This window comes from Brevundimonas sp. (assembly GCF_965279155.1).
Classification (GTDB): domain Bacteria; phylum Pseudomonadota; class Alphaproteobacteria; order Caulobacterales; family Caulobacteraceae; genus Brevundimonas.
The window spans coordinates 2,274,803-2,295,079 of sequence record NZ_OZ257138.1; the positions used below are offsets into that span (position 1 = coordinate 2,274,803).

A 20,277-nucleotide genomic window follows, 5' to 3' on the forward strand; every position below is an offset into this window, starting at 1 on the left:
GCCTCGATGCTTCACACACCCGCTTTGTCTCGATCATCATTCTGGGTCAGGATCGCCATAGGCGCCGTCCTGGTCGGTCTCGCCGACCTGCTGTTCTTCAAACATGCTCCCGGTACGAGCCTCGGCCTGTTTGCGTTCGTGGTCCTGGGAAGCGTGATCTTCAGCCGCAAGGACTTGCTGCGCGATCGGCGGGCGCGGGGCTTCGTCCTCGCTGGCGTTGCCTTCGCCCTTGTACTGGCGGATCGCCCGGGCCTGCTGGCCTGGGTTCTGTTCGTCGTCTCCATGAGCGTTGGGGTCTTGTCGAGCCGCGTGGGGCCGAACGAGACAGCGTGGGGCTGGTCCCAAAGGCTGGCGATGAACTGGCTTTTTGCGCTGCTTGGACCAGTGATGGACCTGTTCAAGGTCTCACGGCTGAGGCGCGGTCGCGGGGGAATGCCCGCCCTGACCTTGCTTGGTCTCCTCATCATGCCGTTGGTCGGAGGCGCCGTTTTCCTCGCCCTGTTCTCGGCGGCGAACCCCCTTATTTCGAACGCCATCGCCGCCCTGTCCCTGCCGTCGCTGTCGGGCCAGAACATCCTCCGCGTCCTGTTCTGGTGTGCGGTCTTGATCGGCGTTCTCAGCCTGCTGCGGCCGCGTTGGCGCAAGCCCTTGTTGGCCCTGCCCGAGCGCAGGATCGCAAGACCTTCGGCGTCTCTGACCACCTCTATCACCCTGTCCCTGATCGTCTTCAATGCAGTCTTCGCGCTCCAGAACGGTCTGGACTTAGCGTTCCTGTGGAGCGGCGCGCCCCTGCCGGGCGACATGGGCTTGGCCGAATACGCGCATCGCGGCGCCTATCCCTTGATCGTCACCGCCTTGCTTGCCGGCCTGTTCGTCCTGGTGGCGCTTCAGCCGGGCTCCGATACGGCGCAGAGGCCCCTCGTTCGGCGTCTGGTGGTGGTCTGGATCGCCCAGAACATGGTCCTGGTCGCGTCGAGCCTCCTGCGTACCGCCGACTATATCGAGGCCTACGCCCTGACCCGTTTCCGCATCGCCGCGATGATCTGGATGGCGCTGGTCGCGGTCGGCCTGGTGCTGATCTGCTGGCGTATGCTGGCGGGCAAGTCGGCGCATTGGCTGATCAACGCCAACGCCATGGCAGCGCTGATTGTGCTGGCGGTCGTCAGCGTCATCGATCTCGGCGCGGTCGTCGCCGGCTGGAACGTGCGGCATGCCAAGGAGGCCGGAGGTCGCGGGGTCGAACTGGACCTCGGCTATCTCCATACTCTCGGCGCGCCTGCGCTCGTCTCTTTGGTCGAGCTGGAAACGACCACGGACGATGTCGCCCTGCGCGACCGGGTCGCCGCCGTCCGCCAGGACATCCTGCTGAACGTTCGGCGTCGTCAGGGCGAATGGCGCGGCTGGACTTGGCGCGACCAGCGTCGCCTCGATCGTGTCGATGTCTTGCAGCGGAGCCGCGCGCTGTCGGCGCCCGTCCCTGGCGCACGCGATTGGGACGGACGGCTCGTCCGGGCGGCGCCTCCCGTTGCCCCAGCGCCCGTCGCCTCGCCCGTATCTGTGCCGTTGACCTCTCTGACGGAAGGCTGAACATGGCCATCATGCAAAGCACCGTCCTGGTGGTCGATGACGACCCGCACATTCGCGACCTGCTGACCTTCGCGCTTCAGAAGGCGGGGCTGGCGACGCGGGAGGCCGCCGATGGCGAGGCCGCCTTGGCCGACATCGCCCTGTGCAGGCCCAGCCTCGTCGTGCTGGACATCAATATGCCGCGCATGGACGGGATCGAGACCTGTCGCCGAATCCGCGCCCAGGGCGATCTGCCGGTCCTGTTCCTGTCGTCGCGCGACGACGAGATCGACCGGATCCTGGGCATGGAGCTGGGGGCGGACGACTATGTGACCAAGCCGTTCAGTCCGCGCGAGGTGGTGGCGCGGGTCGCCGCCATCCTGCGCCGGATCGCAAGGAACCCACCCCCGCCGACGCCGGGCCGGTTCGCCTTCGGCGGCCTTGGTCTGGATGCGGAAGGATGGCGGGCGACATGGCGCAATGTCGAGGTGCCGCTGACGGTGACGGAGTTCAGCATCGTGCGCACCCTGGCCGATGCGCCGCGCCGGGTCTTCACCCGCGACGCCATCATCGACCGGGTCCACGGCCCAGGCTTCGCCATGACCGACCGTACGATCGACAGCCACGTTCGCAACCTGCGGGCCAAGTTCGCCACGGTAGGCGGGGCTGACGTGATCGAGACCAGACCGGGTATCGGCTATCAGCTTGGCCCCTGCCTCGGCGCGCCGGGGGCGTCGGACGCGTGATCGCACGCTTGCGCGCCTTCGTCCGCCGTCATTGGCCGGCGCTCAGGCTTCGCACGATTCTGCTGTCGGTGCTGATCTTCGCCGGCATCTTGCCTGGACTCAGCGCCATCTTCCTGCGGGTCTATGAGAACACCCTGGTGCGCCAGACGGAGGCGGAGCTGGTCGCCCAGGCCGTCGTCCTCTCAGCCGTCGCCGCCTCGGATTGGCCCGGCGCCGTCGTGGTCCCGCTCGATCCCGCCAGACGCGACGATCCGGGGTACTACAGGCCCGAACCCGCGACGATCGACCTGGGGTCTACGCCGGTCCTGCCCGCTCGACCCTCTCCGCATGCCGCCGCCGCGCCGGATGCAGGGGCGGTTTCGGTCGCGGACCGGCTTGGACCCGTCATAGAGCGAACCAGCCGCACCACCCTGGCCTCGATCCTCGTCCTGGATCGCAACGGAACCATCGTCCTCGGCTATGGCCAGGGCGGCGGCCTTGCCGATCTGACGGAAGTGCGCTCGGCGCTTGCGGGCGAGCCTCGGACGGTGCTGCGTCGCAACGACGCCTATCATCCGCGCTATTCGATGGAGTGGCTCAGTCGCGCAGCAGGCCTCCGTATCCACCATGCCCGGCCGATCCTGGTGAACGGGCGTGTCGAGGGGGTCGTCGTGGCGTCGCGCTCACCCCGCGCGCTGTTCAAAGGGCTCTATCAGGACCGTATCAAGACCGGCCTGGGCGTCATCGGCACCCTGGGCCTGATCGCCCTTCTGGCGGTTCTGGTCTCGCGCGGCATCGCCCGGCCGATCGAGGCGCTCAGTCGGGCGACCCGCGATGTCGCCAGCGGCGGCGGCGTGCTGCCCCCCGCGCCGGCCACCGCCGCCGTCGAAATTCGCACCCTTTATGAGGAATTCGGGCGGATGGCCCAGGCCGTGGATCGCCGGTCGCGCTATCTGCGGGATTTCGCCGCCGCCGTGAGCCATGAGTTCAAGACGCCCCTGTCCGGCATTCAGGGCGCCGTTGAACTGCTCCAGGACCACGAGATGGCGCCTGATCAGCGTCGGCGGTTCCTCGACAATATCGCCGCCGACGCCCGCCGGCTCTCGGCCCTCGTGACGCGGCTGCTCGATCTGGCGCGGGCCGATATGGCGCGTCCCGAAGTCGGTCTTTCGGTCGATGCGCGCCTCCCGATCGCCAAGGCGGCCGATGCCAGGTCAAGCCAGTTGGCGATCTCGGTGAGGTTCGAGGACGAACCGCGCAAGGTCGCCGTACCGGCTTCGACCATCGAGATGGTGGTCTCGACGCTGCTGGAAAACAGCCGTCAGGCCGGGGCGGTGGCCGTCAGCATCAGTATCAGCGCCACGGCCTCGCCCGATCGCCTGGTGGTCACCCTGGCGGATGATGGCCCAGGCGTCACGCCGGCCGACGCCAGTCGCGTCTTCGAACCCTTTTTCACCACGCGGCGAGGCGAGGGGGGCGCCGGCCTCGGCCTGTCCATCGCTCGCGCGTTGCTGGCCGCCAACGACGCCACCCTGGACCTGCTCCCTACGGCCGAGGGCGCAGTGTTCGAGTTGGTCATGCCGCTCGCTGAATAATGTGACGACGTTCCATAAGTTCGAAACCCGGACTTCAGAGACTCGCAAACTGAAGACTTTCAGCCTTAAGCCGCCCATCCGATGGCAGCTTAATAGTTCTCAGGATCATCCACGGCGGCGCGTCATCTTTATGTAGAGCTTCACTGTTTGAGGCCAGTTATTCGAACCTTGGCCCTCAACCCGCCGTCCGTGCGGTTCAAAAGTTCGATTTCACCTTCGGCGCGCGTGACGATGGCCTTTGCGATGGCCAGGCCCAATCCAGCCCCGCCGGTATTGCGGTTGCGCGAGACGTCGAGGCGGTGGAAGGGCGTGAAAACGGCTTCGATCTGATCGGGCGTCAGGCCGGGGCCGTCGTCGTCGATCGTGCACGTCACGACGCCGTCCTGGGTGACGACGGCGATCTGGGCTCGGCCGCCGTGGATGACGGCGTTGTCGATCAGGTTGGACAGCGCCCGGTCGATCTGGTCCCGGTCGGCGAGCACGAGATGCTCGCCTGTCGCCGTCAAGGACACGTCATGGCCTAGCAGGCGCTGACGCGACACACAGTCTTTCAGCACATCGGCGAGATCGACGGGCTCGGTGGTCCAGACCACCTCTTCGCCGCGCACATAGGTCAGCAGCTGGGCGATCATCCGCTCCATGCGGGCGATGTCGGCGACGGCTTCGTCACGCGGCGCGCCGGTCAGGCCTTCGACGCGCAGTCGCAGGCCCGTCAGGGGCGTGCGAAGGTCGTGGGCGATGGCGGCCATCATCGCGGTCCGGCTTCGAAGATGATCCAGAAGGCGGTGGCGCATGGCGTCCATCGCCTTCGCCGCCCCTTGCGCCTCGACGGGGCCCCTGACCCATTTCGCGCTGTCCAGCCGCGCATCGTCCGCCGCCGCCTGTTCCAGGCGTCGGAACGGTGCGGTCAGAATGGAACATCCCCACAACGCCAACGGAATGATGACCGCAGCCGCGACGGCCAGGGCCGTGAGCATGCGCAGACGCTCCGGGGTCACAAACGCGGTCTTGGGCTGTAGATAAAGCCAGGATCCATCCCGTTGCTGAACGGCCGTCGAGAACAGGCCGAAGCGCGTGCCGGGGGACAGGGCGAGGCGGACGAGGAACTGAGCGGCGCGCTCCGACAGAACGCCCCCGGCGCTCGCCTGTGCCGCCAAGGCAGACGTAGATGGTGGTCTCGATTGACGAAGCGATCGCACTCGCACCCGATCCTGCGACAGGCCCAGTTGCGACGCGAGCCCGGCGCGGATGACGATGTCCTGTCCCTGCGCCGCCGTCTGGAAAGGCGGGGCGTCGACGACCGATCGGCGCCAGCCCGGCAGGACCTCGGGGGCCTCCAGCGCCTGGACGGCCTCGGTCACCGAGACCCGCCGCGGTTCGGGCGTCGGGAACCACAGGGCGACGACGAAGCTGACGCTGAAACAGACCAGGATTCCCAGGACCGTGAACACCGCCACCTGAAGCCGCAGGGACCACCGCATCACGGGCGAACCACCTCGGAAGAGAAGCGATAACCCAGCCCCCTGACGGTCTCGATCAACGGCGGTCGCCCCTCCCATTCCAGCTTGCGGCGCAGCCGGCTGACCGCAAGGTCTACGGCCCGGTCGAAGTTCTCGGCGAGAGGACCGTGGGTCAGCGCCAGCAGCTGATCCCGGCTGAGGATGCGACCCGGCCTTTCGACGAAGGCCAGCAGGAGCGAGAACTCGCCGGAGGTCAGGCTGAGCGGCTGACCCTCAGGGTCGTGCAGCGTCCGTGTCGCCCAATCCAGACGCCAGCCGGAAAATCCGTATCGACCGTCCTGCGGCGTGGTCTCGCGCGCGATGGCGGGCCGACGCAGGATGGCGCGAATACGAGCGAGCAGTTCGCGTGGCTCGAAGGGCTTGGCCAGATAGTCGGCGGCGCCCAGTTCGAGGCCGACGATGCGATCCGTCGTCTCGCCGGCCGCACTGAGCATCAGCACGGGCGCACGACCGCTGACCCTGCGACAGATCGAAAGCCCGCTTTCGCCCGGCATCATCACATCCAGAATGATCAGGTCCGGCACACGGACGGCCAGCGCCGCATCCATGGCGACGCCGCCCTCGACCCCGCGTACCGAGAACTCGGGACCCGTCAGGTAATCCAGCAAGGCCCGGCGCACCCCCGGATCGTCATCGACGATCAGGATATCCGCGATCCGCACTGTGCCGTGAGCGTCCATCCGCCGACCATCCCGAACCCATGTATCGATCGTGTGTCGGAATAGCCCGAGCCGCGCGGGATTCGACATCATGCCGATACACGATCGGCCAAACCTGCAGCGGAACTTTCTGGAGCCGCTTCATGATCGCCCTCGCATTTGCCGCCCTGTTGCAGCAGCCCGCCGATGTTCAGTCCGGCCTTTGCCAACGCGCCTTGGCCGCTGCGCCTGCCTATTCTATCTGCACCGAGACGCCGCACGGCGTGGCCCTGGCGATGGATCAGGCCAATGCCGACGCCTTGGCGCGCCACGCCTCGGCCGGAGAGGCGCGGTTCCAGACCTATTTCGCGCGCAACATAGCGCCCTATGCCGTGACCTCGTCTTCGACCCCGCTGGACCGCGGCGCCCTTGAGACGGCGGGGTTCGTCCACGTCCTGCCCTGGCCGGACCCTGAGGCCTTCGACCGGGCCAGACGACAGGGGATCGAGGCGGCCGCACGCCAGTTCGCATCATCACAGGGCCTGGGCGCAGTCCAGGCGGATCAGCTGGTGGCCCGCGCCCTGGCCAACGGCGGCGCGGAGGGCGGCAAGGCCGCGCTGGACGCCGGCATGCTGCCCCATGAGTTGGGCCACTTGTGGTTCACTCAGGCCTTCTGGCCGGCGGCCGGTCAGGGCGATGAGGGCGATGAGGGCGTAAGCCATTACGGCGGCCCCGGCCCCGACTGGCTGGACGAACTGGCCGCGATCCTTCTGGAGGATGGGCCGACCACCGACCGCCGCCGCGCGCAGATGCAGCTGCTGCTGCGGGGCGAGGTGGTCCCGACGATCGGTCCCGTCGCGGGGCGGGACGCCCTGCTCGATCTGAAAGGCTTCCTGTCACGGGCGCACCCTGCGCTCGCCCGAGTCCAGATGGCCCCGCCCAACCTGCCGGCTGGCGGCGGGGTCGCGCTCGTCTATACCCCGGCGGGCGGCGCCCCCAGCGCGGCGGCCCAGGAACGGCTGTTCTACATCCAGGCCAGAGCGTTCGCGGACTTCCTCATCGACAAGACGGGACGGCCCACGGTGTTCGCCGACATCGCCCAGGCCCTGGCCGAGGAACGAACGTTCGAGGCCTGGCTGTCGACCGACGGCGCAGCGCTCGGTCTGCCTGACACGATCGACGGCCTTGACCGGCTGTGGCGCGAGGGGCGCTGAACCCCGACCGGAACGCAATGCGCGCAGCGTCTTTCAGACGTCGCGGCGCAAGCGCTGCACCGCAAGCGAGACCTTTCGATTGACACTCTGCCGTACGTCACCCTAAGCGACACTGGACGTAATGTTATTACGTATCATTTGGGCGGGGCGTTATGGGTTACATAATTTTGAAGGGGCTGGCGGTTCTGTCCCTGCTGGGCGGTTCGGCGTCTGCGGCGGATGCGCAACAAGGCAGGGCGGTGGATGCGCCCGCCGCCAAGCGCTCTGCGAGCGATGGCCAAGCGGACGCGGACACCGTCGGCGACATCGTCGTCATCGGCTCGCTGATCCGGGGCCTGCCGAAGGAATATATGGCCAGTCCCGTCTTCTCCCACGGGCGCGAGGACATCGTGCGATCCGGTGCGGGCTCCGTCTCGGAATATATGCTGACCATCCCGCAGAACTTCGCCGGCGACCTCAGCGAACTCGCCACGACCGGCGCCGGGATCGGCAGTCCTTTGGGAAATGCGACGCCCTACAACCAGTATGACGGGTTCGCAGGGTTCGCGTTGCGGGGGCTGGGATCGGACGCGACCCTGACCCTGCTCAACGGCCGCCGCATGCCCTCGGTCGGCATGGCGGAAGCCCCCACGGTATCGGTCATCCCGTCGATGCTGATCCAGCGGATCGACATCATTCCCGACGGCGCGTCGGCCACCTACGGCGCGGACGCGGTCGCCGGCGTCGTGAACATCGTCACCCGCCGACCGACCCACGGGCTTGAGCTTCAGGTGCGCGGCACGACCGCGACCCAGGTCGACAAACAGGACTTTCAGGTCGGCGCCCTGGCCGGCCACGACTGGAGCACCGGCTCCGCCTACGCCATGGCCATGCACCAGGACCGCGCGCCTCTCGTCGGCGATCCCATCCGGGCCCAGGGCGAAACCCTCCAGATCACCCAGTTGCCCAGCGAACGCCTGACCGGTCTCTACGCCGGGGCGCAACAGGCGGTCGGCGACGTCACCCTGTCCATCGACGCGTCGCATTTTCAGCGCGATCGCTCTTCGCAGCAGGTTTATCTGACCAGCCCCGCCTTCGACCGCGCGTTCAAGACCCGCACCAAGGGCTCCTCGCTTTACAGCGGCGCGCACTGGCAGGGCGACGACGTCACCAGCCTGGATCTGACGGTCGACTATCATCGCAATCGCACCGACAACAGCATCAACCGCGTGGGTCGGCCGCCACGCACCCAAAGGGACGACAACACCCTGTTCGTCGCCGAGGCGCGGGGCCAGACGGCGCTGGCGACCCTGCCCGCCGGGCCGGTCCTGGCGGCGGGCGGGCTGCAGTACCGCAAGGAGGAACTGCGCACCGACGCGACCATTTTCTTCAATCGCAACGGCGGTTCGCGCGAGGTCAAGTCGGTCTTCGGCGAGGTGAATGTGCCGCTGGTCAGCGCCGAACAGGCAGTGCCCCTAGTGCGGTCCCTGACCCTGAACACGGCCGCCCGATACGAGGATCTGGGTTTCGATACGGCCCTGTCGCCCAAGGTCGGCCTGCGCTGGCAGGTGGATCGGTCCTTCGCGCTGCGGGGAACGTATGCGCGATCCTTCCTGACCCCTCGCTTCCGCAATACGATCGGCATCGCCGAACAGGTGTCGTTCGGCCTCTACGACTATCCGTTCCTGGATCCCGCGAACCAGGATCCCACGCTGTCGCCCGGCCAGGCTCTGGTCATGTATCGCTCAGGCGCCAATCCCGACCTGAAGACCCAGAACGCCGACACCCTGACGCTGGGCGTCGATTTCACGCCGACCTTCGCGCCGGGCCTGACGGTCAAGGCGAACTACTACCGGATCAAGATTTCCGACCGCGTCGGCACGCCGTCGCCGGACGACAGCCTGTCGGTCCGCGATCTTCAGGTCTTCAACACCCAAAACCCGACGCCGCAACAGGTGCGCGCCGTGCTGGACAACCCTGTCGTCTCGCGTCGCTTCGCGGAACTGCCGTGGATCAATGGCGGCGACCTGACCTTCTTCGACAATGGCGGCCAGGTTCCCGCCGATCTCGTCTCCCGTGTGCAGCTGATCGCCGACATTCGCGCCCAGAACTTTGCGGTGGAATCTACCGACGGCTTCGATCTGGACCTGGCCTATCGCTCCGAGGTGTTCGGCGGGTCAATGGCCGTGACCCTCGGCGGCCAATACATCCTGAACCTTGAGATGAAGGCCGGAGGCGGGACCGCGATCTCGCGGCTTGACGGATACGCCAAGCCCGCCGCCCTGCGGCTGAACGGCTCGGTCGTCTGGGGCCGCGACGGTTTTTCGGCAGGCTCCGTCGTGAACTATGTCGACGGCTTCACCGACGACCGGCCCGGCCAGGTCCAGCGTCGGATCGGCGCCTTCACCACCGCCTCCCTGTTCGTCGGACTGGACCTGAACGCCTGGTCCAAAGCCCCATGGCTAGCGGATAGCGAGGTGCAACTGGTCGTGGCCAACGCCTTCGACCAGCAGCCGCCCCGCATCATCGACAGCGTCGTCGGCTTCGATCCCTACAATAACCCGCCCACGCCCCGGACCGTCAGCCTGGTCCTCACCAAACGGTTCGGGTGAGTATCGCCTTCGTCGCAGATCAGCTCGCGGTGGAGAAGAAGGCCGCGCGAAGGGGCAGGGTCGCCGCGCCGATGGCGGAGACGTCGCCGACGATGGGGGACGCCAGCAGGGTCGGGACGGGGCGGTGGTGGCCGCGCCGCTCGGGGTTGGTGAAGCCCAGACGCTGGATGAGCTGTTCCGCCAAGGCCGTCGGCAGGCGGCCGCCCAGCACGATGGCGCCAGGATCGAGCACGCCCGAGATCGCCGAGATCACCAGGTTCAGGGGCGCCTGGGCGGCATCCAGCCAGCGGCCCACGGCGGGATCGTCGTCAGGAAAGGCGGCCAGCATCGCGCCGAGCGACGCGGGGCCGTCGCCGGTCTCGCGCATCAGGGTCAGAAGCTGCGTCAGGTTCGGCTGGAACCAGTCCGATGGAATGACCGAGGCGAACTCGCCGGCGTTGCCGTGGAGGCCGCGCATCGGCTCGCCTTTCACCACCACCCCGCCGCCGAAACCGGCCGAGAAATACAGATAGGCGAGGCTGTCGTGATCGCGTCCGGCGCCGAACATCCCCTCGCCGATGGCCGCCGCCGTGCCGTCGTTCTCGATCCAGACCGGGCTGTCGAAGATCTCCGACAGCAGTCGGTCGAGCGGCAGCAGCGCCCAGGCGTCCAGCGCCGGGGGCGGGTTCACGCGGGCGTCGTCGCCGACGAAATACCCTGTGACCGCCACGCCGAACCCCAACCGACGCTCGGCCTTCAGGCCCAGTTCGCGTTCGAGGCTCTGGGCCAGGTCCAGAATCTCACGGGCAGCCACGGGCAGATCGACGGCGCCGAGATCGATCTGACGTCGCGCCAGAACCTCGCCTTCCAGGTCCATCACGGCCGCCGCGACGGCGTCGGTCATCACCGACACCCCGATGGAGTGCAGAGCGGCGCCGTTCAGACGCAGCGGCGCGGCTGGCTTGCCGCGCCCGGCGACGATAGGCCGATCCTCGATCAGCAGCCCACGACCGAGAAGCGGCTCGACCAGACGCGCGATGGACTGTTCGGTCAGATCGACGGCGCGCGCCAGCTGCGCGCGGCTTTGTGCGCCGCCGCGTCGCAGCGCCGACAGAACGATACGCTCGTTCGCCGTCGCCGTGCGCACGCCATCCTCCCGCAGAAACTGCGGCGCGATCGTTCCGTAACCGACTCCCGTCATCTGTCGGTCATAGCGGCAGAGAAGAGTTTCGTCCTGCTTGCACGCTCAATGTTCGGCGCGAATCCAGCGCACCTTGTAGAGATGCATGTCCTCGGTCGGGATACGGACGACCCGGCCGTCCTTCTGCATCGAAAAGCCGAAGGCCCACCAGCGCTCTTCCGCCTTGACCCAGGCCATACGGCCTTGCGCATCGATATCGACCGACTTCACCTGCAGGGCCGGATTGAGCGGGGCCAGCGCCGTGAAGTTTCCGCTGGCCGGGTCGAAGCGCCAGGCCCCGTCGTGGGTCGTCACCAGATAGCCCGAGCCGTCGGCGGCCAGCGACAGATCGTGCCCGTCCCGTTCGCCCGGCAGCGTCCACTTCTCCGCTTCCTCCAAGCGGGGAGACGCGGTGTCCCAATCGACCAACGAGAAGGCCTGGATCGTGTCGTGAGATAGGGCGAACAAACGCCGGCGGACCGGATCCCAGACCGCGCCGTGGCCTGACGGCAGGGGCAGGCTGATCACCGGACGTTCGCCATCCGCCAGGTCATAGACATCCAGCCGGTCGCCCTGGTCGTGGATCGACAGGGCCACGGCGATGCGGTCCCCCGGCAGGGCGGCGGCCGAATGGGCCATCGGCGCATTGGCGTGAAACAGGATCGCGCCGGTCCTGGCGTCCAGCAGGACCACGCCGCCTGTCGAGGCCGTGATCAGAACCCGGCCGTCGTCGATCGGTTTGCACTCGTCGATCCGGCCCAGGAGCGTGCTGCGATACTCGGCGGGCAGGCCCTGCGCCTCCGAGGCGTCCCAGCGCCAGGTCTCGCGGGCGCCGTCAGCGACGATTTCGTAGCGGCGCACCTGGTCGTCGCCGCACGCCAGCAGGGCGGGGGCGGGCGTGGCGGCGGCCAGGGCGAGAAGAGCTGAGAGGATCATGAGGGCTCCTTGAAAACCATGGATGGCTTGTATCTCGCCATCATGTCATAAATATCTCACTATAGGTGAGTAAATAAAATCAAACTGCCTTCGGGAGGGGTCACATGTCCATTCATCAGTTGTCGTTCCGCCATCTTTGCCTGGCGTCCACCGTCCTTGTCGCGACGCCCGCCTTCGCCCAGACCACCGAGCCCAGCCAGGTGGACGAGATCGTCGTAACCGGCGCCTGGCTTCAGGCCCGCAACGAGATCGCGACCAAGCGCGAGGCGACCATCATTCTGGATTCCATCAGCGCCGACGAGATCGGCAGCCTGCCCGATTTCGGACTGGGCGAAGCGCTGGAACGGGTTCCGGGCGTGTCCACGGTTCAGAACAACGACCGCGGCGAGGCCCAATTCCTGTCGATCCGCGGCCTGAACGCCGACTACAATCTGGTCGAGGTCGATGGGGTCGCCCTGCCGGCCAATGAGCTGAACCGACGCAACGTCTCGCTGGACGTCATCCCTTCGTCCCTGGCGCGCCGGGTCGATGTGGCCAAGTCCGTCACACCGGCCATGAACGCGAACGCCATCGGCGGCGTCGCCAATCTGGTGACCCGCAGCGCCTTCGACGGCGGCGGCGGTCTGTTCGTCGGTGGTCGTTTCGACATCGGGCAATGGGACGCGGAGCGTCAGTTCACAAAGGGTGGAACCTCGGGCCAGGGCGAGATCGTCCTGTCGAACACCTTCGGCCCCGACGATCGGTTCGGCTTTGTGGTGTCGGCCAGCCGTTACACGCGCGATTCCGCATCGCTGAACTCGGCGGTCGACAACTACAGCTTCTTCGACCCCGTGACCCATGCGCGTCTCGCGGTGACCGCGCCGGATCTGGACAAGGCCGACATCGCGCCTCAGCGCCGCCGCTGGCTGGCCTATGACAATATCAGAAAGCGCGAAGGCGTGTTCGGCAAGCTGGAATATCGCCATGGCCTGCTGGAAGCCCGGCTGACGGCGGCGGACTTCACCCACACGAACGAAGAGGACCGCCAGTCCAACATCCTGGTCGCCAACGGCAATCCGGTCACGTCGTCGATCACCGCGACCCGTGGATCGGTCGCCTCGGCCAACGCCCAGGTCGATCTGTCGGAGTTCGATCAGGAGCGCGGCATCCGCTACGTCGATTTTCGTGTGCGCTGGACGCCCGGCGAGCGGCAGTTCCTGGACTTCGGCCTGAACGCCGCCGTCGCGACCTATCGTCAGGACACGCGCCTTGCGACCTATCGCATCGCCAATACCAACAGCCTGGCCTTCACCTACGAGGGCGCCCGGGGCGACTTCCCCTATCTGGCGCCCGCCAACCCCGCCTTCCTGCTGTCGCCCGCCAACTATCGACAGTTCGAATACGGCACGGCGCTGGACGACGCGCGCGAGGAGGCCAATACGGCCAAACTCGACTGGGGCTTCAACGTCGATGGGCGTGACCGGGGACTGGGCGTTCAACTGGGCGCCTACGCCCGCCGTCTGGATCGGAACTACGACCGGGGCGTGGACAACTATCGCCCCCTGGCCGTCAACGACTATCGCCTGTCGTCCGTCGGCAGCCTGTCCGACTATGCGCCCTACAACGGGCGCGGGACGCAGATGCTGATCGTCGATCCCCGTCTGGCCCAGGCCTTCTTCGAGGCCAATCGCGCAGGCTTCTCGGCGACATCCACGAATGCGGCCGGCAGCGTTTCGGCCGACTACGACGTCAGCGAAGATATCGACGCCGCCTATGCCATGGGGCGGTTCGCGACCGATCGCCTGACCGTCGTCGGCGGCCTGCGTTACGAGCGCACGCAGCTGGAAACCGGATCGGCCGCCCTGATCTCGGGCGCCTATGTCTATGGGACGCAGTCGTCCGAATACGACGACTGGCTGCCGTCGCTTCAGGCCAACTACGACCTGACCGACCGGTTGAAGCTGAGAGCCGCCTTCAGCCGCACCATCGGCCGGCCGAACTATGACGTGCTCGCCGCGAGAGAGATCGTTTCCGTGGACAGCGACGGCGATTTCACCATCCGGGGCGGCAATCCGAACCTGAGGCCACGCCGGTCCGACAATGCCGACCTCAGCGTCGAATACTACGCCGGTCGCGACGCCATGGTGTCGGTGGGCGTATTCCAGAAGGACATCGCGGACGAAATCCTGACGCTGCAGACGACATCCGACGAAATGTTCAATGGTGCACTGGAGTCCGTCACGCGCATCCGACCTGCCAACGCCGGCGACGCCACGGTGCGTGGGCTGGAGTTCAATCTGGTGCTGTCGCGCATGAGCTTCCTGCCAGGGCCGCTCGAAGGTCTGGGTTTCTCGGCCAACCTGACCTTGCTCGACGCCACGCCGCCCAGCATCACGATGGATGACTTCACCCAGCGCCGCCTGCCCGGCCTGTTCGAAAGCTCCGACAGGGTCGGCAATCTCAAGGTCTTCTATACGGCCGGCCCGCTGACGTTGCAGGGCGCCTGGAACCATGTCGGCGACATGCTCTATTCGGTCTCCAGCAGCGATCCGCTTCAGGACCGGATCGTCGAGGCCAACGACCGGTTCGACGCTCAGGCGCGCTATCGCCTCAACGCCAATCTGACGGTGGTGGCCCAGGCCAAGAACCTGACCAACGAAAAGCGGCGGCGCATGTTCGGCCCCGACTTCGGTCTGCTGCGCGAAGAACTGGACAACGGTCGTGCCTTCTACATCGGGGCCCTGTTCAAATATTGATCGACGGTTCGACGCGGCCTCGTCCCACGCGGGGCGAGGCCGCAGGCTTTCGCGCCGTCAGAAAACAGAGATAAATTAAGGTTAGGGGTCGGGACAAGAAGTCGGAGACAACGTCGTGACGCGTGCAGGCACAGCCAGTCGATCCGACGGCCTCGGCGTCAAGGCGGCCTATGCGAGCGGCAATTTCGGCAAGGGCCTGATCTGGTCTTCGCTGGACTATTTTCTTCTGTTCTTCCTGACCGACCTGTGGGGCCTCGGTCCTGTCCAGGCCGGGGTGGTCGTCATGGTCGCCCTGATATGGGACGGCTTGTGCGGCCCCGTCGTCGGCTATGTCATCGACAAGACGGGCGTGCCGCTGGGTCGCTGTCTGGTCGTCGGCGCGCCGCTGTGCGCCTTAGCCTTCTGGTTCGCCTTGCGTGAACCCGGCTGGCGCGGCGAGGGGCTGGCGGCCTATGCGCTGGCGGTCGGGCTGATGCTTCGCACGACCTATACGCTCTGCGACGTGCCCCACAACGCCCTGCTCTGCACCCTGTCCAGGGGCGGCAATGACGCGGCGATCCTGTCGGGTCTTAGGCTGATCTTCAGCGCCGCCGCAGGTCTGACCGTCGCTATCGCGGCAGGCCAGGTCTTCGCCGCGCCCGACCCGATCCAGCAAGGTGCGCGCATCTCGCAGTTCGCGGTCCTGGCCGGCTTCGGTTTCGTCGCCGCCCTGTGGCTTTCGGCATGGGGGACACGGTCGCGACCCCCTGCGGCGGTGGAGGTCGTTGCGCATGCGCCGCAGCCGACGTGGCGCATCCTGTTTCGCAATCGCCGCCTGGCCCTGTTGCTGCTGATCACCTTCATCCAGATCGCCTGCGTGTCGGTGTTCACGCGCTCCATCGCCTATTTCGCCGACGGCGTGGTCGGCGACGAAGCCTGGGCGGCGCGCGCCATGGTGGTCATCACGGTGGCGCAGGGCCTTTCCATGCCGTTCTGGATCGCGCTCAGCTACCGGGTCGATGGGCGGCGGCTGCTCTGGATCGCCTATGCCGGGCTGATCGTCGCGTGCCTGGCGTTCCTGGGGACGGCCCAGCACGCCGTCCTGCGTTTGCCGCTGACCGCCCTGATCGGCGCGGCGACCGCCGGCTGCGGTTTCACCCTGTGGGCCATGCTGCCGGACGCCATCGATCATGGGGCGCAAAGGGGCGGTCCCCGTATGGAGGCGCTGACCACCGCGATCTTCGTCATGGTCCTGAAATGCGCCTCCGGCTTCAGCGCGCCCCTCTTGGCCTTGCCACTGGCCTGGGCCGGCTACGGCAAGGCGGCGCATTTTGCAGAAATCTCCAGCGTCATCGTCGCCGGCATGTGCCTGATCCCCGCAACAGGCGCGGCGCTCTGCGCCCTGTTGCTGTTTCGCTGGCGATCGACGGAGGTCAGTTTCAAGCGCTGAATGGCGTGCAGATTCGGGATCAACCTAATGTTGATGTACCCAAGCGACACCGGCGTCGCGTTTCCTGTGTGCGGCGATGACCATGAGGACGGCGGCTTGTTGACCTTCCACGCCGCCAACTGCCGACGATCCTTAACGCCAGGAAACGCTGTCTGCTCAGTATCGGTAAAGCATGTCCCTACGCGCGATTTTTACTTCGGTCGGCGATTGTCGGGATGAACCGGAGGGAGAATTCCCGTGAACGTTTTCAAGACCGCCGCTTTTGTGACTGCATCCTTGGGTGTCGTGCTCGCCCTGCCCAGTGCGGCGTCGGCCGCCGACGCCAGTGTTGGTTTCCGCCTCGTCGCCGTGGTGGAGCCTTTTTGCCGGGTGCAGTCCGAGGTCGGCGACGCTGCCTTGTTCATGCGCGACGGCGTAGTCGAGCTCGGCATGGTGCGCGAGGTCTGCAACACCCAGGGCTATCGTATGGATGTGCGACTGCTGAACGTCACAGGCGGCCTGCTGTCGCATGGGGCGGAACAGGACACGGTGGACCCGTCGGGTCAGCTGCAGCTGTTTTCGAACCAACCCCGCGTGCGCACCGTCAACTGGCGACTGACCAACGCAGCGCTGACGGACGCCCAGGCGCCTGTCTTCATGCGCGTGTCCATCTCGCCGCTCTAGGCTGGGCGGACAGAACAAGGAACAGGCCCGACTGGACGTCATCCAGTCGGGCCTGTTGTCATTCTACGCAGGAGACGAGCCGCCTCCGAGGCGTGGGCTGATCTCTACAGTGATGAAGTCCCGATAGGCGCCGGCCTGGCCAGACTCGAAAGGAAGCGCCGTCGCCTTGAGTTCGTGCGAGCGCCGCCCGTTCCTGGGCTGGTCGAAGCGCAGCACCGAGGCCTCGTCGCCGTCGCGGCGAACGGGACGATTTGAGATGGCGACGCGATAAGGCACGCTGGGCGCATCGGCGGCGTTGGAGCCGTCCAGGGTCATGCGCCACTGATGATCCGAGCGCACCTTCAACTCATAGCCCACGTTGGAATAGGCGTTGAAGGTCATCGGTTGGCTTTCGGCGCCGGGCGTCAGTTCGCCCAGGAACAGACGCTGCTGTTCGACCCCTGCGGCCAGGCGGAACGAGGGCTGGACCTCGATCTCCACATAGAAAGGCGTCTCGATCGTCGCGGTCGCGTCGCCCTCTGCGTCCAGGGCGCGGGTCAACAACGTCGCGCGCGCGCGATAGCGACCCGGCGGCACGATCTGACCATAGGACGCAGACACCCTGAGGCCCGGCCCGGTCAGCACGCCCGAGGCCGACAAGCGGCCGGCCGGCGCGGGGCTGTTGAAGGCGTTCGAGGGATCGGTCACGATGCGCGCCGGCCCCATCTGCGAGGTCAGCTGGACGGTCACGCCGTTGGCGCCGTCGCGGGCCTGCAGCGAGCCCGAGGGGCCGATGCTGTCGATGTCCGGCGTCACCGCCATCTCGATACGTGCATTGGCGCAGCCGTCGTTCGAGGCCAGACGCACCTGAATCTCGCCGCGTGCGTCGTCCTGATCGAACGGGTCGTAGCGCAGAACCACGCCGTCCGAGATCACGCGCACCGAGGTCAGATCGCACTCGGCCTGGGCCGCGCCCGCCCCGCCCAAAGTCGCGGCGGCCAGCGCCGCCGCCGTCATCAACGCCTTGCGGTTCATCGGCTTCCTCCTGCCGTCACGGTCGGACGGATCTCGCCGGCCCGGTATAGGGTCGTGTCCGGAACGACGATATCATAGATCAGCGCGGGTTGGCCGACCAAGGTGATGCGCCAGCGCCCGGCGGACAGCCCGCTGACGGCGAACCGTCCCTGGCGGTTTGTGACCACATCGGCTTGCGGCGCATCGCGGTCGTCCAGCGAGACGGCGCGACCCGAGCGCAGGCTGACCGCCTGGCCCTGATCGTCCATCATGACGCCCGACGCCGTGACGTAATAGGCCGAGCCTACCGTCAGGGCATAGCCCGAGTGCAGACGCGGCTGCACCTGGAACAGGCCCGAGCCCAAGTCATAGCCGATCGGCAGGTCTTCGACGTCGTAGGGCACGGATTGCGGATAATAGGAACCCAGCGGCACCAGGGCAGGGCCCAACGGTCCTGACCGGGCGCTCTCTTCCAGGGCGGACACGCCGCGGATCAGCACGGGCCGGCGCCCCAGACTGCTATGAGCCGACACCAGACCGAAGGAATCGTAGACGCGGCGTCCGATGCCGAGCCGTCCGCCAGCATAGCCTACGGAGCCGTAGGCGCGCAGCGAGGTCTGCTGGTTTGCGATTTCGCCGTCGTTGTCGAAGACGGTCGCGTGGTTGACCTCCAGCTCGCCGCGGTTGGCGATGTAGACGGCTGCGCCGTTCAGGCCGATGGCTTCATTCGTCCGCGAGACATCGACGCTGTAGGCCCAATCGTTGAGCGACCGCTCGGGCGCTCGCGAATAGCCGGCGCGCACCAGGCCGCTGCGGCTCTCCGCTCCGGCCGAGACGGTTCGGCGAGCGCCGAAGCGGCGGGTCAGGTTGACGAAGACATTGGTCTCTTCGCCCCTGATCGCATTGGAGTTGTAGGTCGCACCGAAGTTGACGTTGGTCTCGTAGTTGAGGCGCCAGTTGGCGAAGGTCGTCACGCCGTAACGGTCACGCAACTGATCGCGGCCCTTGGCGTAATCCGCGCCGATCGAGGCGGTCAAGCTCCGGCTCAGCGGGCGTGAGTAACGAGCTGCGGCCTGGTAGGCGAAGTTTGTTGCAGAGCCTAGCTGTTCAATCGTCGCGAATTCACGGCTCCGCATTTCGATCGAGAAATCAAAGGTTTCTTGGCCCGGAAGGGTTTTAAGTTCGCGAAAGACGCGATGCTCGACGCGCGCGACATAACCGCCGCCTTCGATGTCGCGATTGCTGACCGCCAGTTCGAACGCCGTCAGACCCCAACCGCCGCCGTACACAAGCTCGGCGCCCACAAGACTGGCGTCTTTTGTGGCCTGCAAGTTGGCGCCGGCGGTGAACTGGGCGTTGATGCCGCGACGATAGAACCCCGAAACGATCGGATCGTCCTGGCGATAATCGATACTGCCGAACTCCCGCGGCGCGCGTACGCCGCCCGAGAAGTAGAACTCGTCGACGCCGGGCGCCAGCAGGGTTGCGTCGCTGAAGAAGTCGAACGAGATGACCTCGCGGGCTCCCGATGGTCCCTCGACAACGATCTCGACCGCGTTCGCCCCTTGCGTCAGCGGAAGATCCTGCAGGTCATAGGTGCCAGGTTGCAGGGTCAGGGTGCGGACGGTCGCGCCATTGATTCTGATGTCGACCGTAGACGCTTCGCGCAACGTGATGCTGCGTGAGGACCGCGACGCCACGAAACGATCGTTGGGCCGCAAGCTGTACAGTCGGGCCACGCTGAGGCCGGCGATATCGCTCGCGCTCTGGAACGAATTGCCCTCGGGCAACAGATCGCCGACGGTCCAGCGAATGGCCTTGTCGGATTGATCGTAAATCAGGCGCGAGGCATTGCGCTGAAAGGCTTCAGGCGCATCGGCGTCGATGGTCAGCAGGTTTTCGAATGCGACCGGGCCGACGGAGCCGTTGACGTCCAGGTCGAAGCGCGGCGCCTGCAGCCCTTTTTCTCTCGAACCGGTGTCGCGGTGAAGATAATCGATCGAGGCGCGATAATTGACATAGGCGGAAAAACCGGCCTGACGGTCGGTGACTGTCGGGGGCGTGACGGATGTGTCGAAGCCCAGTTCGAAAGTCTGCCGCTGCCGGGCCTCCAGGGGGACGCTCACGGCCAGATCAAGAAGGCCTGGATCGAACACCAGATCGAAGCCGAGGCCGCGCACGGCCTCGGGCGTCAGATAGCCCTGGTCATTCGCCAGTCCGGTCAGTGACTGAGCCGCAGCGGGTGTGATCAGGCTGCGCAGCAGGCCGACCAGATCGGCGGCCCGGATACGGATGCTGTCGTCGGCGCCGATGATGATCGTCGCCTGCCCGAGAGGTCCACGTTCTCGGACCGGCACGACCAGTTCGATGTCCTGCTGTGTAGAGTTGATGCGCGCAGGCGCAGGCGGCGCCGTGACGATCACGCCGCTGTCGAACAGGTCCAGCGTATTCGCCCAGGCGAAGGCGCCGTGCGGTGTCACCAAAAACGCCATCAGCGTCGTGGCGGTCATCAA

Annotated in this window: 14 protein-coding genes; 8 read left to right on the plus strand and 6 right to left on the minus strand. The window is 66.6% G+C overall.

Going from position 1 to position 20,277, the window contains the following annotated elements; genetic code table 11:
• Positions 1 to 6: 6 nt before the first annotated feature.
• Genes ACQY72_RS10880 through ACQY72_RS10890 form a run of 3 tightly spaced genes read left to right on the plus strand, consistent with a single transcriptional unit; the run spans position 7 to position 3,886 of the window.
• On the plus strand, positions 7 to 1,587 hold the full coding sequence (locus tag ACQY72_RS10880) for a DUF4173 domain-containing protein (RefSeq protein WP_428153544.1): 1,581 nt from the start codon (positions 7 to 9) through the stop codon (positions 1,585 to 1,587).
• Between the two features lie 2 nt (positions 1,588 to 1,589).
• Complete coding sequence (locus ACQY72_RS10885; protein WP_428153545.1) at positions 1,590 to 2,312, plus strand: response regulator transcription factor; 723 nt, start codon at positions 1,590 to 1,592, stop codon at positions 2,310 to 2,312.
• On the plus strand, positions 2,309 to 3,886 hold the full coding sequence (locus ACQY72_RS10890) for a sensor histidine kinase (protein WP_428153546.1): 1,578 nt from the start codon (positions 2,309 to 2,311) through the stop codon (positions 3,884 to 3,886). Before ACQY72_RS10885 ends, ACQY72_RS10890 begins: the two co-directional genes overlap by 4 nt.
• A gap of 140 nt (positions 3,887 to 4,026) precedes the next feature.
• Here the strand turns inward: ACQY72_RS10890 and ACQY72_RS10895 are convergent, their stop codons facing one another.
• Together ACQY72_RS10895 and ACQY72_RS10900 are read right to left on the minus strand one after the other, a co-directional pair.
• Entirely contained in the window at positions 4,027 to 5,367 is a 1,341-nt protein-coding gene (locus tag ACQY72_RS10895; RefSeq protein ID WP_428156698.1) for a sensor histidine kinase, read from the minus strand.
• Entirely contained in the window at positions 5,367 to 6,086 is a 720-nt protein-coding gene (locus ACQY72_RS10900; RefSeq protein ID WP_428153548.1) for a response regulator, read from the minus strand. Before ACQY72_RS10900 ends, ACQY72_RS10895 begins: the two co-directional genes overlap by 1 nt.
• Before the next feature lie 122 nt (positions 6,087 to 6,208).
• Between ACQY72_RS10900 and ACQY72_RS10905 the strand changes: the two genes are divergently transcribed.
• Positions 6,209 to 7,258, plus strand: coding sequence for a hypothetical protein (locus tag ACQY72_RS10905; protein ID WP_428153549.1), 1,050 nt, complete (start codon positions 6,209 to 6,211; stop codon positions 7,256 to 7,258).
• 152 nt (positions 7,259 to 7,410) lie between these two features.
• A complete protein-coding gene (locus tag ACQY72_RS10910; RefSeq protein WP_428153550.1) occupies positions 7,411 to 9,849 on the plus strand; it encodes a TonB-dependent receptor plug domain-containing protein in 2,439 nt (812 codons plus the stop codon).
• A gap of 19 nt (positions 9,850 to 9,868) precedes the next feature.
• Here ACQY72_RS10910 and ACQY72_RS10915 read toward each other — a convergent pair whose 3' ends face one another.
• Both ACQY72_RS10915 and ACQY72_RS10920 read right to left on the minus strand, forming a co-directional pair.
• Positions 9,869 to 11,029, minus strand: coding sequence for an ROK family protein (locus tag ACQY72_RS10915; protein WP_428153552.1), 1,161 nt, complete (start codon positions 11,027 to 11,029; stop codon positions 9,869 to 9,871).
• Positions 11,030 to 11,074: 45 nt separating this feature from the next.
• Complete coding sequence (locus ACQY72_RS10920; RefSeq protein ID WP_428153553.1) at positions 11,075 to 11,944, minus strand: DUF6528 family protein; 870 nt, start codon at positions 11,942 to 11,944, stop codon at positions 11,075 to 11,077.
• 104 nt (positions 11,945 to 12,048) lie between these two features.
• Between ACQY72_RS10920 and ACQY72_RS10925 the strand changes: the two genes are divergently transcribed.
• From ACQY72_RS10925 to ACQY72_RS10935, 3 genes are all read left to right on the plus strand, one after another.
• Positions 12,049 to 14,679, plus strand: a complete 2,631-nt coding sequence (locus ACQY72_RS10925; protein ID WP_428153554.1) for a TonB-dependent receptor — start codon at positions 12,049 to 12,051, stop codon at positions 14,677 to 14,679.
• 115 nt (positions 14,680 to 14,794) lie between these two features.
• Positions 14,795 to 16,108 carry an MFS transporter gene (locus ACQY72_RS10930; RefSeq protein ID WP_428153555.1) on the plus strand — a complete coding sequence of 438 codons (1,314 nt, stop codon included), beginning with the start codon at positions 14,795 to 14,797 and terminating at the stop codon, positions 16,106 to 16,108.
• 237 nt (positions 16,109 to 16,345) lie between these two features.
• Entirely contained in the window at positions 16,346 to 16,771 is a 426-nt protein-coding gene (locus tag ACQY72_RS10935; protein ID WP_428153557.1) for a hypothetical protein, read from the plus strand.
• Between the two features lie 63 nt (positions 16,772 to 16,834).
• Here the strand turns inward: ACQY72_RS10935 and ACQY72_RS10940 are convergent, their stop codons facing one another.
• Together ACQY72_RS10940 and ACQY72_RS10945 are read right to left on the minus strand one after the other, a co-directional pair.
• Entirely contained in the window at positions 16,835 to 17,785 is a 951-nt protein-coding gene (locus ACQY72_RS10940) for a hypothetical protein (protein ID WP_428153558.1), read from the minus strand.
• A complete protein-coding gene (locus tag ACQY72_RS10945) occupies positions 17,782 to 20,274 on the minus strand; it encodes a hypothetical protein (protein WP_428153559.1) in 2,493 nt (830 codons plus the stop codon). Before ACQY72_RS10945 ends, ACQY72_RS10940 begins: the two co-directional genes overlap by 4 nt.
• Between the last annotated feature and the right edge of the window lie 3 nt (positions 20,275 to 20,277).